A 13,710-nucleotide genomic window follows, 5' to 3' on the forward strand; every position below is an offset into this window, starting at 1 on the left:
TAGTTGTACGCGGGACATGATGAACCTCCTTGTGTGGATGGGTAGTTCAGCAGCCGCCGGAGGTGGTGGCCGGGGCGCCGATGCCGATCTGGAGGGTGGTCGGGGTGGCGCAGCAGCCGCCGCCCGGCTGCTCGGCACTCTCCGGCTCGTCGAACAGGCCCGCGCCGCCGCAGACTCCGGTTTCGGGGAGGGTGAGTTCGATGCGCTCGGCGGCCTCGTGGTCGCCGGCGAGCGCCGCCGTGATGGAGCGGACCTGCTCGTAGCCGGTCATCGCGAGGAACGTGGGGGCGCGGCCGTAGGACTTCATACCGACCAGGTAGACGCCCTGCTCCGGGTGGGACAGCTCGGTCACGCCGTGCGGGTAGACCGTGCCGCAGGAGTGGACGTTGGGGTCGATCAGCGGGGCCAGGGCCGTCGGGGCCTGGAGGCGCTCGTCCAGGCCGAGGCGGACCTCGGAGAGGAAGGACAGGTCGGGGCGGAAGCCGGTCAGCGCGATGACCTCGTCCACCGGGTCCAGGCGGCGGCCGTCCTCGGCGACGAGCACGAGCTGGTCGCCGTCGCGTTCCACGGTCTGGGTGCGGAATCCGGTGGCGGCCGAGGCGTGCCCCTCCTCCACCGCTGCCTTCGCGCGCAGGCCGAGGGCGCCTCGGGCGGGCAGCTGGTCGGCCTCGCCGCCGCCGTATGTGCCGGCACCGATGCCGCGGCGCAGGATCCACACCGCGTGCGTGCCGTCCTCCTCCTTCGCCAGGTCGGCCAGGTGGGCGAGGGCGGTGAAGGCCGAGGCTCCCGAGCCGACGACCGCGGTGCGCTTGCCCGCGTAGCGGGCGCGGACCGACGGGTCCTTCAAGTCCGGGACGCGGTAGGAGATGCGGTCGGCGGCGGCCTTCTCGCCGAAGGCGGGCAGGCCGTTCGCGCCCAGTGGGGCGGGGCCGGACCAGGTGCCGGAGGCGTCGATGACCGCGCGGGCGGTGATCCGCTCCTCGTGGCCGTCGGCGGACCGGATGTGCACGGTGAAGGGCTGCTCCTCGCGGCCGGAGTCCACGATGCGGTCCCGGCCGGCGCGGGCCACCCCGGTGACCGTGGTGCCGTAGCGGACCTTGTCGCCCAGGACCTCGGCGAGCGGCTGGAGGTACCGCTCGGCCCAGTCGCCGCCGGTCGGGTAGGCCGCTCCGTCCGGGCGCACCCAGCCGGTCGGGGCCAGCAGCTTCTCGGCGGCCGGGTCGGTGACCTCGGACCAGCGGGAGAACAGCCGGACGTGCGCCCAGTCGCGCACGGCGCTGCCGGCGGTCGGGCCGGCTTCCAGGACCAGTGGTTCGAGGCCGCGCTCGACGAGACGGGCGGCGGCGGCCAGACCGATCGGGCCGGCTCCGACGACCACGACGGGCAGCTGGTCTGTGGTGGACGCACTCACGACGATTCCCCTTTGTTTCGACATCCATCGATCCCTTGCGCTGTCAGCATGGCACCTGTTTCGATGAGCGTCAACATAGACATTCATCGAATCTAGGCGGATCCAGTGGACCTGGCCGCACTGGTTCGACGTGTGTCAACATAGACGTATGTCGAACGTCAAGGTGCTGCCGCTGCTGGAACCCGAGGCCCCCGAGGCCGTGGTGCCGTGCTGCCCGCCGCTGACCGAGCGGCCGCTGACCGCCGACGAGGCCGAGAAGACCGCCCGGATGTTCAAGGCGCTCGGCGACCCGGTCCGGCTGCGGCTGTTCTCGCTGGTCGCCTCCCACGAGGGCGGCGAGGCGTGCGTGTGCGACATCTCCGACGTCGGCGTCTCCCAGCCGACCGTCTCCCACCACCTGAAGAAGCTCAAGGAAGCCGGGCTGCTCACCTCCGAGCGGCGCGGCACCTGGGTCTACTACCGGGTCGAGCCGGCCGTCGTCGCCGCGATGGGGCAGATGCTCGGCAGTCTGGGCTGAGCCCGGCCCGCCCGCGGGTCATCCCGTCGGTCACCGGCCGCCGCAGAGCCGCAGACCCTCGGGGCTGAGACACGGGAAGTGCCCTTGGTCGCGTACGACGTCCTGCCCGGCGCCACGGGTCAGGTAGTTGATGAAACTGGCCGCGAGTGAGTCGGCGGGCGGGCGGCCGTAGGTGTAGGCGTACTCGATCTCCCGGTACGGGTAGCCACTGGTGCCGATGTTCTCGATGGACGCCGTTTTCCCGTCGATGCGCAGCCCGTGCAGGCCCTCCGTGGCGGCGGCGGAACGCGGTTCGCTGTAACCGATCGCGCCGGGCAGCCGGGCCACCGTGCTCAGCACCTGCGTCGTACTGTCGAGTTCGCAGCGGATGACCGTGGCGCCGGGATCATCCTTGGTACGGCAGTCCCGGGAGGAGTTGGCGGGCTCGTTGCGCCGCAGAACCCGCCGCTGGAAGACCTCCCGGGTGCCGGAGTTGGCGTCGCGGCTGACCAGGAGGACGGGCAGGTCCGGTCCGTCGACGTCCCGCCAGTTGCGGATCTCGCCCCGGTAGATCCCGCGTACCTCGTCCAGGGTCAGTTCCGTCACCGTGACCCGGTCGTTCACCACCAGGGTGAAGACGGAGACGGCGACGGGGTTCTCACGGAGCTCCGGGTAGCCGTTCGGCTTGGGCCCGTCGGAGAAGGCGATGACGGACGGGGAGCCCCCGGACGAGACCGCCTTGGTGCCCGCCGCGGCCAGCGCCCGTATCCCGGCGGTGCTGCCGTGCGGTGCCACCGCGATGTCCGAGCCGGGGCAGGCCCGTTCGTAGCTCTCCGCCAGTTTCTCCGCCGCCGGGGCGAACGCGGTGGAACCGGTGACGGTCAGGGTTCCCGTGGCGCAGCCGATGGGCGGCGGTACGTCGTCACCTACGACGATGATGGCCGCCAGCGTGACGACGCACACGGTGAACAGGACCGTGATCAGCCGGGCCGGCCGGCTGAAGAGGGGCGGCTTGTCGTCGACGGTCGTGCTCTGGTTGCGCTGCACGACACCGTCCCGGAGACCGCCGGTCACCTCGACCTCGTCACCGACGCCACCGCCGGTCAGCAGGGCCAGCACCTTGAAATGCTGGCCCCTGTTGAGCGGGACCTTCGGCAGATACAGGGTGTCGCCGTCGTGGCGCAGGCCCGCGGCCGGGGTGAAGTGCTCCATCAGATGGGCGGCCTCGGACGGCTGGGTGACCGCGATGCCACGGATCGTACGGCCGGTGAAGACCGCCGTCAGGCCATGGCGCTCACGGCTGGTGTAGTCGTCACCGGCGATGCCCTGGGAGCCGTCGTTCTCCACACGCAGCAGGACGAGGGTGGCGTCGGACAGGTCGGAGAACTCGCCGAACAGGCCGAGCCGTACGCCGGCCGCCCGTCTGCTGTTACGGGCGTGACTGCCGATGGGAGTGTCCAACTGGACGCGGAAGCCGATCCGTTTGCGGCGCGGCACCCGGCGCTCGTACCAGACGACGGCGACGGAGGCCGCGAGGCCGAGCACCGCCGTCCCCACCGCGATCGCGTTCTCGGCGTTCAGCCACTCCACGACATCGCCCCCATCCCCCGATCCCCCGCACGTCGCACAAGCGTGCGCACACGGTATGGGGCGGGGGAGCGTGCGCCGGGCGCCTTCGCCGGACCGTCAGCGCCTGGTGGGCAGATGTTCGCCTGCCGTTCGGTCTCGGCACCGGCCTCCACCGGCGTCCGGCGCGGCGAAGGGGTCGGTGCTGTTGATCAGCAGGGTGACCTCGAGGCACCGGTCTTCCGGGCCCGGCCGAAAGCGCGTTCACCTGCTCCGTCTAGCATCGGTTCTGATGACCGGCCGGAGCCAGAGGAGCCAGAGCAGCACCCGCGCCGCGTGGCGGACCACGCGACTCGCGGCGCTCTGTCCTGCCCTGACCGTGCTGCTCACCCTGCTGGTGATCTGCCTGGGCACCGGGACCCACGCCGCCGCCGACCCGGCGGCCGACCCCATGACCAGTACGTCCGCCACCACCGTGACGCCGGCGGGCCCCTCCGCCAAGGTGACCGCACACCCGGCCGACTGCCCCGACGACGACATGTGCTGCCACGCTGCCGCCCAGGGCGTACAAGCGGTGCTCGCCACCCCCGTACAGCCCCTGCCGGTGCTCCTGCCCCGGCTGCCGGACCTCCCCGGACCGCCGGACGGCACCCCGCGCCGCACTGAGCCCCCGCCCACCACCGGCGCGCCCGATCTCCACGTCCTGCAGGTGCAGCGGACCTAGACGGATGCCCCGGCGCCGTGCGCTCACGCGCGCGTACGCGCCGAACGAGACATCCATCTACCGCTGCACCCACACCCACACCCACCGCCACACGGCGGGGCGGGAAGTTAAGGACATCCAGCCATGAGCAGAACCAGCAAGAAGGCCTCCGCGGCCACGCGCAAGGCCCGGATCGAGGAGATGCGCCGCACCGAGAAGGCCCGCGAGCGCCGCAACCGGATCATCACCATCGGCCTCAGCACGGTCATCGTGGCCGGCCTCGTCGGCTGGGGCGCGTACTACATCAACCAAGCCAACGAGAAGGACGAGCAGCAGGTCGCCGAGGCGAAGAAGCCCGTACGGGGCGAGCAGAGCTGGGACGCCAAGAAGCTCGGCCGCAACCACGTCCAGGGCACCGTCGACTACCCGATGAACCCGCCCGTCGGCGGCGACCACAACCAGGCGTGGATGACCTGCGACGGCACCGTCTACACCAAGGCCATACCGAAGGAGAACGCCGTCCACTCACTCGAACACGGCGCGGTCTGGGTCACGTACAACGACAAGGCCGCCGACGCCGACGTCAAGAAACTCGCCGACAAGGTCTCCAAGACCCCTTACACCCTGATGAGCCCGAACGACACCCAGTCCGGGGCGATCACGCTGTCCGCGTGGGGCAAGCAGCTCAGCGTGGACTCGGCGTCCGACGCGAGGGTCGAGCAGTTCCTGACCAAATACGTCCAGGGCGCGCAGACCCCCGAGCCGGGCGCCGCCTGCACCGGCGGTCTGACCGCGTCATGACCGATACGACGGATCCGGGCGGGCAAGGCCGCCCCCGGTGGCTGATCGCCGGCGCGGCGGTCCTGGTCGCCCTCGCCCTGGCGCTGGCGTTCCTGGCCACGACCAGCGGCGAGAACGACGAAGGGGCCGACGTCCCCACCGCCGACTCCGCCGACGCGGGCTTCGCGCGCGACATGGCCGTCCATCACCAGCAGGCGGTGGAGATGTCGTACATCGTCCGCGACGGCACCACCGACGAGGACATCCGCCGGCTCGCGTACGACATCGCGCAGACCCAGGCCAACCAGCGCGGCATGCTGCTCGGCTGGCTCGACCTGTGGAGCCTGCCGAAGACGTCCCCGGAGGGCTACATGGCCTGGGTGGAGGGCGGCGGCCACATGGACCACGAGGCGCGGCCCGGCGCCCTCATGCCGGGTATGGCGACCAACGCCGAGCTCGCCCGACTGGGCGGGCTCCAGGGCAAGGAGGCGGAGATCCTCTTCCTCCAGCTGATGGTGGACCACCACATGGGCGGCGTCGACATGGCCCGCGCCTGCGCCCAGCAGTGCGAGGTCGAGCCGGAGAAGAAGCTCGCGCAGGGCATGGTCGAGGCCCAGCAGTCGGAGATGCAGCTGATGACCGACCTGCTCAAGGAACGCGGCGCCAAGCCCCGGACGTGACCGCAGCGCGGTCGGGCGACGCCGAGCGGCATCGCCCGACCGCGCTCAGCACACCGTCCGGCTCAGGCCTGCGGTCGCAGCCCCGCCACCGTGACCGCGACGAGCCGCCGGACCGCCGCCTTGGACGGCAGACCGCCGGCCGCGCCGAGCGCGTGCAGACAGTAGCCCGCCAGCTCGTCCGGGGAGACGTCGTCCCGGATCTCACCGGCCCGCACACCCTCGGCCAGCAGGTCGCGGAGGAAGTGCCGGAGATGCCGCTCGGCACCGGCGACGCGCTCACCCCGGTGCAGCAGCGCCCCGAGTTCCGCGCCATGGCCGTGGCGCCGCTGCTGGATGAGCGCGTACGCCTCCAGCACCCGCTCGAGCCGCACACCGGGGGCGCCGGGGCCGTTCCGGAGTTCGGCGAGCTCGTGGAGGTGTCCGGCGATCTGGCGTTCATGCCACGCCGTCATGATCGACTCGACGTCCGGGAAGTACTTGTACAGCGTGGCCCGGCCGATCCCGCTCTCCTCGGCGATCTTCGACATCGTCACCACACGCAGCCCGTGCTCGCCCACCAGCGTCGCCGTGGTCTCCAGTACCGCGTCGCGCACGGCGCGGCGGTGCTCCTCGATGGTCTCGTTCCACAGCTTCGGCACCGCATCAGGATACGGCCGCCCAGATTCAGTACACCACGCATTGACAGCGACATAGTGTCTCGATAAACCTGACACCCATGCTCACCGCCGAAGCCCACGTCGAGACCGAACGCCCCGGCCGGTACCTCGTCCAACTCTGCAAGCACTTCAGCAACAAGGGCCGCCACCTGAGCCATCTGCCTGCCGGGATCCGGCCCGACCGGATCCACGTCGAATGGACCGACACCCACGGCACGGCCCGCCTCCCCTGGGGCCTGTGCACACTGCGAGCCACCCCCGGCACGCTGACACTCCGGATCGAAGCCCCCGACGAGGAGAACCTGCAGCGCCTCCAGGACCTCGTCACCACACACCTCGGCAGGTTCAGCCGGCGCGACCCCCTGACCGTGAACTGGCAGCGGTCCGGGGCAACCGACGCTCAGCCCGCCGAGCCCGTGACGCGGCGTCGACGACACGGCGGACGGACAGGGCTCGCGGTGGCCGCCGCGGTGCTCGTCATGGTGGCCGTACACCTGGAGCTGGGTGGTGCCGTACTGGCGGACACGCCATGGACGGGCTGGGCCGTCGGCTTCGTCGTGACGGCGGTGCTGGTGAAGGTCGGCATCGTGGCGAGCCTGGCGCTCCGTCGCGCCCATCGCCGGTAGAGACGCGGCACCCGGGGCACGGCCCAACAGCCGTTCGGCGGCAGCCCGCTGCGCGGCGGTGGGGGCGGTCCCGGTATACCGGGCCGGTGAGGGGTTCGTCCCGCGCCATGCGTCGGCGTAAGCAGTCGACCAGCCAGGCGAGGTCGGGCTCGCCGAGCAGCCGGGTCAGGCGTCGCGGTCGACGGGGGCGGCGGGCTGCCGGTGCCCGATGAAGCCCCCGCTGCGACAGGCAGGGCCGAACCTTGCGCTGCGTCACCACGGGTGCACCTCCGCGCAGGACCACGCGCCCCTACATACTGGATCATGTATATTGATATACGTAGCCATATATACAAGGGAGTGCCATGAGTCGCACCGTGATCGATCTCGACGACGATGCGCTGGAGGCCGCCGCCAAGGAGCTCGGCACCACGACCAAGCGTGACACCATCAATACCGCCCTGCGCGAGATCACAGCCCGCTACCGGCGCCTGCGCGCCCTCGGAGAAGCCCGCGAACTCGTCGCCGAAGGTGCCCTGGACATGGACGTCCTCCTGAACAAGAGCAAGTACCGGTCCGCCGGCGAGCCGGACGTCGTCAGCGACGCGGGAGCTGATGCGTGACCGTCGCCGACTACCTGATCGACACCTCCGCCCTCGCTCGTGTCCTCCTCGGCCGAACCACGGCCGAGTGGGACGACACGATCGCCGCGGGGCTCGTCGCCCTGTGCGACATCACCGAACTGGAGGTCCTCTACTCAGCACGCTCGGCGGCAGACCGGGAGCACGTGAAGCGCACGTTGAACGCCCACTACACCTGGTGTCCCATGCCCGACGGCATCTTCCGGCGCGCACGCGTCGTCCAGGAAATGCTCACCACCAAGGGCGAGCATCGCAGTGCGGGTCCCGTCGACCTGCTGGTCGCCGCAGCCGCGGAAGAGGCGGGGCTGACGCTGCTCCACTACGACCGCGACTTCGAGACGATCGCCCGTGCAACCGGACAGCCCGTACACTTGATCGACCTCAGGGACTGAGAAGCGCCGTCCGGCACGCAGTGAGCGGGCACCGGGCCCGTATCCCCTTCACAGCCCATACCGGTCCAGGATGCGCATCAGCTTGCGCCGGCGTTTCAGTTCCGCCCGCAGGCCGGCGGGATAACCGGTGAACGTCTCCTGCGTCCCCAGCACACGATGGCAGCCACGGGCACCCAGCAGCAGTCGCGCCAGACGCTCGTAGGCACGGTCGCCGGTCGGCTCCTTCAGCCGCTCGACCAGCAGCAGCGCCGTCGTAGTTGAACCGGTGGATCACGTCCCGAACGGTGTTCTCGGGATCTTGACCGGCTCTGTCACCGGCCTCGGGCCGGTGACAGAGCCGTGGTAGGGCACCGATTACACGATCTGCCACTTCTGGTTGCTGCCGCCCCAGCAGGACCAGAGCTGCACCTTGGACGTGGACTGGCTCACGTCCAGGCAGCGGCCGGACTGGACGCCGCGGATCGTACCGTCGGAGTAGAAGGTCCACTTCTGGTTGTCGCCGCCGTTGCAGTCGTAGATGCCGACCCTCGTGCCGTTGGTCGTGCCCTGTCCCAGGGCGTCCAGGCACTTGGCCCCGCCGTAGACGGTGATCTGTCCCCCGGCCGTTCTGGTCCACTGCTGGTTCGATCCGCCGTTGCAGGCGTAGATCTGGACCTGGGTGCCGTTCTGCCGAGTGGCTCCGGGGACGTCGAGGCACCCCGGGACGCCGACGTTCCGCAGCGTTGTGGTGGGCGAGCCGTCGCCGATGTTCCAGGCGTACTCCAGCCGGTCGACCATGGTGGTGTTGCGCACGCTCAGCTTCAGGTCGGTGCCGCTGCCCTGGAGGGCGTAGAGGGAGTACCAGTCGTAGTCGGGTCGTACCGTGCGCTTGCCTCCGAGGGCCGGCCAGTAGACCGCGCCCATCCCCTCGGCACGGACGGTGTCGGTGGCGGCGCGCATGTAGCGGACGAAGTTGTCCGTGCTGTTCGGGTCGTTGTAGTCACGGCCGTCGTCCATCGGCGCGCCGAACTCGTCCAGGACGGTACGCGCGCCGCAGGAGCCGATCCGGGACGAGAACAGGTTCACCCACTCGTCGTAGGACCTGGCGCTGAACTGGAACGCGTACAGGTGGAGCGACAGATACGTCCCGTCCAGGCGGCTGTCGCCGCACACGGAGGTGACGTCGCCGTTGTAGCCGTGCCCGCTGACGAAGATCCGCTCCTTGGGGAGGGACGGGTAGCGTCCGATCCAGGTGGCGGCGACATCGCGCCAGGCGGTGGCGCTGTAGCCGTGGGGCTCGTTCATCGGCTCGAAATAGACCAGGCTGTTGGACCCGTACTTGGCGATGACGGCGTCCCACATCGCGTTGAAGGCGGCCGTGTCGACGATCTTGCCGGCGGAGGACGCCCCGTCCTCCCAGTAGGACAGGATCACCTTGAAGCCCTTGGCCGTCGCGGCGTCGACGGCTCCGGCGTACGCGTCGCCCCACGTCGTGCCGGGGACGGAGTACGTGTTGATCGGCAGCCGGACGGTGTCCGCGCCGGTGGTGCTCTGGAACCCGCTGTAGAGGGCGTCCGCCTTGGCCTTGACGGTCGCGTAGCTGTCGGACTCGCTCAGCCCCTCCAGGACGACGGGTCCGTCGACGAAGTTGTCTCCGATCCGGGCCCAGTTCACGCCCTTGAACTGGGTGGGGTCCACAGCCGCCGAGGCCGGCGACGCACCGGACAGCAGGGTGACCGGCACGGCGACCAGTGTGGTCAACGCGGCTGCCAGCACCCGGCGGAGCGGGCGCCGTTGCGCGGGAGGTCTGCCGGAGCGGGCGCCTCGGGAGGCGCGGGGGGAACGGGAGCGGAACATGGTTTTTCCTCTCGGGATGGGCCGCCGGGGCAGCCACGCTGTTCAGACGGCACGCGGTGGCCCTCGCCGAAGCGGTTCGGGCCGCGGCGAAACCGCCTGCGGCTCGGTGAACTGAGGATGGTCAGAGAGGGATGGGGCGTGTCGGGGCGAGCATGGCGCGGCAGTTGCGCCAGACGACGAACAGCGCGCAGCCGGGCACCACGGCCGGCCCGAGCAGCGGCGCTTGGTTGACGAGCACCAGGCCGACAGCCAGCAGGCCGAGGTTGGCCAGAGCGAACGGCCAGCGGCGCACCGACGCGTACGACGCCGCCAGCACGGTGCGCCGGACTGTGGCCCGCGGGTCGTCAGGCAGCGCGGCCATCGCGACGATGGCGGAGCTCGCCGCGACGAGGACCACCACGGCCAGCAGCGGCACCAGCGCCGGGCCCGGTGCGGTGGTGCGCAGGACGGCCAGGTCGGTGAGGGCGACCGCGGCCAGCAGCACGAACGGCGACCAGGTCAGCAGCGCCGGCCGGAACAGGCGCCGGTAGCAGCGGAACGCCTCGGCCACCGGCACCCGCTCGTCCTCGACGGTCAGCCGGAGGTAGGCGAAGACGGCGGCGAGACTGGGCCCGGCGCCGAGTGAGAGCAGGGTGAAGAAGACCGGGTACCGCCAGGGCCGGGGCTCGGCCGCCAGGGCCAGCAGCAGCGGCAGGCTGGTGACCGCCACCGCGAGGTTGACCACCAGGACCCGGTGGACGTGGGACCAGATGAGGTCCCACGTCCCGTGGCCGACGTTGAGCAGGGGACGACGGTCGTCGATGTGTGTGCTCACCGTCGAACCTCACTTCATCCCGCTGGTGGCGATGCCCTGGACGAAGTGGCGCTGGCCGAGCAGGAAGACCACCAGGATCGGCAGGACGGACAGCACCGAGCCCGTCATGATCATCGCGTACCTGGAGTCGTACACGCCCACGAACGACCGCAGGCCCAGCTGTACGGTCCACAGGTCGTTGCTCGTCAGGTAGATGAAGGGACCCATGTAGTCGTTCCAGGTGAAGACGAAGGTCAGCAGTGCAAGACTGGCCAGCGCGGGCTTGGACAGCGGCAGCATGATCCGGGCCCAGATGCCGTACTCGCTCAGTCCGTCCAGCCGCGCCGCCTCGCTCAGCTCCTCCGGGATGGACTGGTAGTACTGGCGCATCAGGAAGACACCGAAGGCACCGAACGCCTGCAGCAGGATCAGCGACAGGTGGGTGTCCACCAGTCCGATGCGCTGCATGATGATGTACTGCGGCACCATGTACGCCTGCCACGGCACGGCGATGGTGGCGATGTAGGCGAGGAACAGGGCGTCGCGTCCGGGGAAGCGGACCTTGGCGAAGCCGTAGGCGGCGAAGCTCCCGGTCAGCACCTGCAGGAAGGTGATGACGACACTGAGGAACAGCGAGTTCCCCAGATAGGTGAGCATCGGGATCTCGGTCCAGATGTCGGCGAAGTTCTCCCAGTGGAAGGACTTCGGGATCCACTGGATCGGGACCGTGAAGACCTCCGCGTCGAGTTTCACCGAGGACACCAGCATCCAGGCGAACGGGACGAGGATCGCGGCCGACAACGCGGTCAGGACCGTGTACAGCAGGACCTGGCCGACCACCCGCCCGGCCCGGGACCGGCCCCGGCGGGGCTCGGTCCTGGCCCTGGACGGGGCGCCGCCGCTCGGTGGCGCCCCGTCCGTCGCGCTGTCCTTGCGCAGCACGGTGGTGCTCATCGCTCGTGCCTCCGCTGGAGTTGGAACTGGATCACGGTGATGCCCATGACGAGCAGGAACAGCACCAGGGAGATGGCCGAGGAGTAGCCGAACCTGCCCTGGGTGATGCCCTCCCGGAAGATGAGCTGCGACAGCACCAGCGTCGAGCGTCCGGGACCGCCCTCGGTCATGACCTGGATCAGGTCGAAGACCTTGAAGCTGGCGACCGTCAGCATGACCAGGACGAAGAAGGTCGTGGGCCGCAGACCCGGCACGGTGACGTGCCAGAACCGCTTCCACGGGCCGGCGCCGTCGACCCTGGCGGCCTCGTACAGCTCCGCCGGGATGGTCTGCAGCCCCGCCAGATACAGCACCATGTAGTAGCCCATGTCCCGCCACACGCTGGCGATGATCACCGCAGGCATCGACCAGTCCGTGGAGGTGGTCCAGCCCGGCGGGTGTGCCACGCCCACCGCCTTGAGCAGCTGGTTCACCGGCCCGACGTCCGGGCTGAGCAGCATGTTCCACACCACGGCCACCGCGACCAGTGAGGTGATGTACGGGAAGAAGAACGCGGTGCGCAGCACGCCGACACCGCGCAGCTTCTGGTTGAGCAGCACTGCCAGGCCCAGGGATGCGGCCAGGGTGAGCGGGATGTGGCCGACCGCGTAATAGGTCGTGTTGGACAGGGCCGCCCAGAAGTTGTCGCTGTCGAGCATCCGGCGGAAGTTGTCGAGGCCGACCCATTCCGGGGTGCTGTAGGAGTTCCAGTTGGTGAACGCCAGCAGCAGCGTCGCGACCACCGGGACCAGGGTCAGGGCGGCGAAGCCGAGGAAGTTGGGGAGGATGAAGCTCCAGCCCACCAGCGTGGTGCGCCGGCGTCGCCGCCTCAGAGCCGTCGCGTTGGCCGTCGAGGTCATTCGACTTCGGACTTCACACGGGCGCCCATGTCCTTGATGCCCTCACCGACGGACTTCTCACCCGACATGATCAGCTCGTGCTCCTCGGACAGGATCTGGTCGATGTCGGAGGACTTGTCGCTGACCGGCATCTCCAGCTTGACCGTGTCCGGGCTCATGGCCTCCTTGGACAGGGCGTCGGTGGGCATGCCCTCGACGCCGAAGAAGTTCTCCATCACCGTGTCGTCGGAGTACGCCGGAACCACACCGATCTTGGCGATGGCGGCCGCTCCCTCGGGGCCGGAGGCCCACAGCACGAACTTCTTGGCGGCCTCGGCGTTCTTCGCCTTCTTGTTCACGGCGAAGGCGGTCGGCGAGCCGAAGGAGACGGTCTTGCCGTCGTCGGTGATCTGCGGCATCGGCGCCATGCCCCAGTCGACGTCGTGCGTGCCTTGGGCCTTCTCCTGCAGCAGGCGGGCGGCCCACCAGGTGCCCATGGGCACCATCGCGGCCTTGCCGGTCGTCAGCATCGAGTTGTACTCGATCTGCTGGCTCTTGGCCGTGGAGAACTGCATCGCGGCGCCGGACTTCTGCAGGTCCACGGCCATCGTGTACTGGTCCTTGAAGAACGAGTAGTCGCCGCCCAGCAGGTCACCGCCGGTTTGCGCGGCGGAGATCGCCTGCACCACCGAGCGCCAGGTGTGCAGGTAGGTGCCGTGCACCTTGGAGTCGCCCGAGCCCTTGGTGAGCTTCCCAGCCAGGTTGGCGTACTGCGACCAGGTCAGGTTGGACAGGTCCGCGCCGCTCTTCTCCACGAGTGCCTTGTTGTAGAAGAGCACCCAGAAATCCTGCCGGTACGGCAGGGCGAAGTAGTCGCCGTCGACGTCGAAGGCGTCGAGGCCGGAGTACTTGGCCTTGTCGAGCTTGCCGACGTCGGAGCCGACCGACTGCAACTGGCCGCGCGTGGCGAACCGGGCGTAGTCGGTGACGTTCTTCATGGTCAGCACGTCGGTCGAGTCACCGCCGGCGAGCATGGTGGTCACCTTGTCGGAGTAGTCGTCGGCGAGGATGTCGACCGGCTGGACGTCGATGTCCGGGTTCTCGGCCTCGAAGCCGTCGATCAGCGCCTTGAACTCGGGGGTGCTCGCGTAGTTCCAAAGAGCGATCTTGACGATGGTCTTGCCGTCAGCGGTCTCGGCGGGTCCGTCGTCGGCGCCGCAGGCGGTGGTGAGCAGGGACAGCGCGGCGAGAGCGGTGACGGCTCTGAAGGGGTATCTCATGGTGCGGCTCCTGTGGTGCGGAATGGGACAGAAGTGGAG

15 protein-coding genes are annotated in these 13,710 nt (G+C 69.7%); 7 read left to right on the plus strand and 8 right to left on the minus strand.

Annotated features, from left to right (window positions below):
• Positions 1–46: 46 nt before the first annotated feature.
• On the minus strand, positions 47–1,411 hold the full coding sequence (locus tag AQJ91_RS04130) for an NAD(P)-binding domain-containing protein (RefSeq protein ID WP_067016440.1): 1,365 nt from the start codon (positions 1,409–1,411) through the stop codon (positions 47–49).
• Positions 1,412–1,559: 148 nt separating this feature from the next.
• Here AQJ91_RS04130 and AQJ91_RS04135 point away from each other — a divergent pair, with 148 nt between their 5' ends.
• Complete coding sequence (locus AQJ91_RS04135; protein WP_067016442.1) at positions 1,560–1,928, plus strand: ArsR/SmtB family transcription factor; 369 nt, start codon at positions 1,560–1,562, stop codon at positions 1,926–1,928.
• Positions 1,929–1,958: 30 nt separating this feature from the next.
• Here AQJ91_RS04135 and AQJ91_RS04140 read toward each other — a convergent pair whose 3' ends face one another.
• The gene (locus tag AQJ91_RS04140) at positions 1,959–3,497 is read right to left on the minus strand and encodes a PstS family phosphate ABC transporter substrate-binding protein (protein WP_067016444.1); all 1,539 of its coding nucleotides are present in this window, start codon (positions 3,495–3,497) and stop codon (positions 1,959–1,961) included.
• 268 nt (positions 3,498–3,765) lie between these two features.
• On the opposite strand from AQJ91_RS04140, the gene AQJ91_RS04145 reads away from it, so the two are divergent.
• The 3 genes from AQJ91_RS04145 to AQJ91_RS04155 all read left to right on the plus strand — a co-directional run bounded on the left by AQJ91_RS04145 (position 3,766) and on the right by AQJ91_RS04155 (position 5,636).
• The gene (locus AQJ91_RS04145) at positions 3,766–4,197 is read left to right on the plus strand and encodes a hypothetical protein (RefSeq protein ID WP_067016446.1); all 432 of its coding nucleotides are present in this window, start codon (positions 3,766–3,768) and stop codon (positions 4,195–4,197) included.
• Between the two features lie 123 nt (positions 4,198–4,320).
• Entirely contained in the window at positions 4,321–4,977 is a 657-nt protein-coding gene (locus AQJ91_RS04150) for a DUF3105 domain-containing protein (protein ID WP_067016448.1), read from the plus strand.
• Positions 4,974–5,636 (plus strand): DUF305 domain-containing protein, encoded by a 663-nt coding sequence (locus tag AQJ91_RS04155; protein WP_067016450.1) that lies wholly within the window; start codon positions 4,974–4,976, stop codon positions 5,634–5,636. The genes AQJ91_RS04150 and AQJ91_RS04155 overlap by 4 nt, the downstream gene beginning before the upstream one ends.
• 62 nt (positions 5,637–5,698) lie before the next feature.
• Here the strand turns inward: AQJ91_RS04155 and AQJ91_RS04160 are convergent, their stop codons facing one another.
• Positions 5,699–6,274, minus strand: a complete 576-nt coding sequence (locus tag AQJ91_RS04160; protein WP_067016451.1) for a TetR/AcrR family transcriptional regulator — start codon at positions 6,272–6,274, stop codon at positions 5,699–5,701.
• A gap of 77 nt (positions 6,275–6,351) precedes the next feature.
• Here AQJ91_RS04160 and AQJ91_RS04165 point away from each other — a divergent pair, with 77 nt between their 5' ends.
• From AQJ91_RS04165 to AQJ91_RS04175, 3 genes are all read left to right on the plus strand, one after another.
• Entirely contained in the window at positions 6,352–6,918 is a 567-nt protein-coding gene (locus tag AQJ91_RS04165) for a DUF2218 domain-containing protein (protein WP_067016453.1), read from the plus strand.
• Between the two features lie 344 nt (positions 6,919–7,262).
• Positions 7,263–7,520: a type II toxin-antitoxin system VapB family antitoxin gene (locus AQJ91_RS04170; RefSeq protein WP_067016455.1), complete on the plus strand. Its 258-nt coding sequence runs from the start codon at positions 7,263–7,265 to the stop codon at positions 7,518–7,520.
• A complete protein-coding gene (locus AQJ91_RS04175) occupies positions 7,517–7,930 on the plus strand; it encodes a PIN domain nuclease (RefSeq protein WP_067016457.1) in 414 nt (137 codons plus the stop codon). Before AQJ91_RS04170 ends, AQJ91_RS04175 begins: the two co-directional genes overlap by 4 nt.
• Before the next feature lie 354 nt (positions 7,931–8,284).
• On the opposite strand, the gene AQJ91_RS04180 is transcribed toward AQJ91_RS04175, so the two are convergent.
• The 5 genes from AQJ91_RS04180 to AQJ91_RS04200 all read right to left on the minus strand — a co-directional run bounded on the left by AQJ91_RS04180 (position 8,285) and on the right by AQJ91_RS04200 (position 13,671).
• Positions 8,285–9,766: a ricin-type beta-trefoil lectin domain protein gene (locus AQJ91_RS04180; RefSeq protein ID WP_067016459.1), complete on the minus strand. Its 1,482-nt coding sequence runs from the start codon at positions 9,764–9,766 to the stop codon at positions 8,285–8,287.
• 121 nt (positions 9,767–9,887) lie between these two features.
• Positions 9,888–10,580, minus strand: coding sequence for a YesL family protein (locus AQJ91_RS04185; RefSeq protein ID WP_067016461.1), 693 nt, complete (start codon positions 10,578–10,580; stop codon positions 9,888–9,890).
• A gap of 9 nt (positions 10,581–10,589) precedes the next feature.
• The gene (locus AQJ91_RS04190) at positions 10,590–11,513 is read right to left on the minus strand and encodes a carbohydrate ABC transporter permease (RefSeq protein WP_067016463.1); all 924 of its coding nucleotides are present in this window, start codon (positions 11,511–11,513) and stop codon (positions 10,590–10,592) included.
• Positions 11,510–12,412, minus strand: a complete 903-nt coding sequence (locus AQJ91_RS04195; protein ID WP_067016465.1) for a carbohydrate ABC transporter permease — start codon at positions 12,410–12,412, stop codon at positions 11,510–11,512. Before AQJ91_RS04195 ends, AQJ91_RS04190 begins: the two co-directional genes overlap by 4 nt.
• Positions 12,409–13,671, minus strand: a complete 1,263-nt coding sequence (locus AQJ91_RS04200) for an ABC transporter substrate-binding protein (protein WP_067016467.1) — start codon at positions 13,669–13,671, stop codon at positions 12,409–12,411. The genes AQJ91_RS04195 and AQJ91_RS04200 overlap by 4 nt, the downstream gene beginning before the upstream one ends.
• Positions 13,672–13,710: the final 39 nt, after the last annotated feature.

The organism is Streptomyces dysideae (assembly GCF_001514305.1).
Lineage (GTDB): Bacteria > Actinomycetota > Actinomycetes > Streptomycetales > Streptomycetaceae > Streptomyces > Streptomyces dysideae.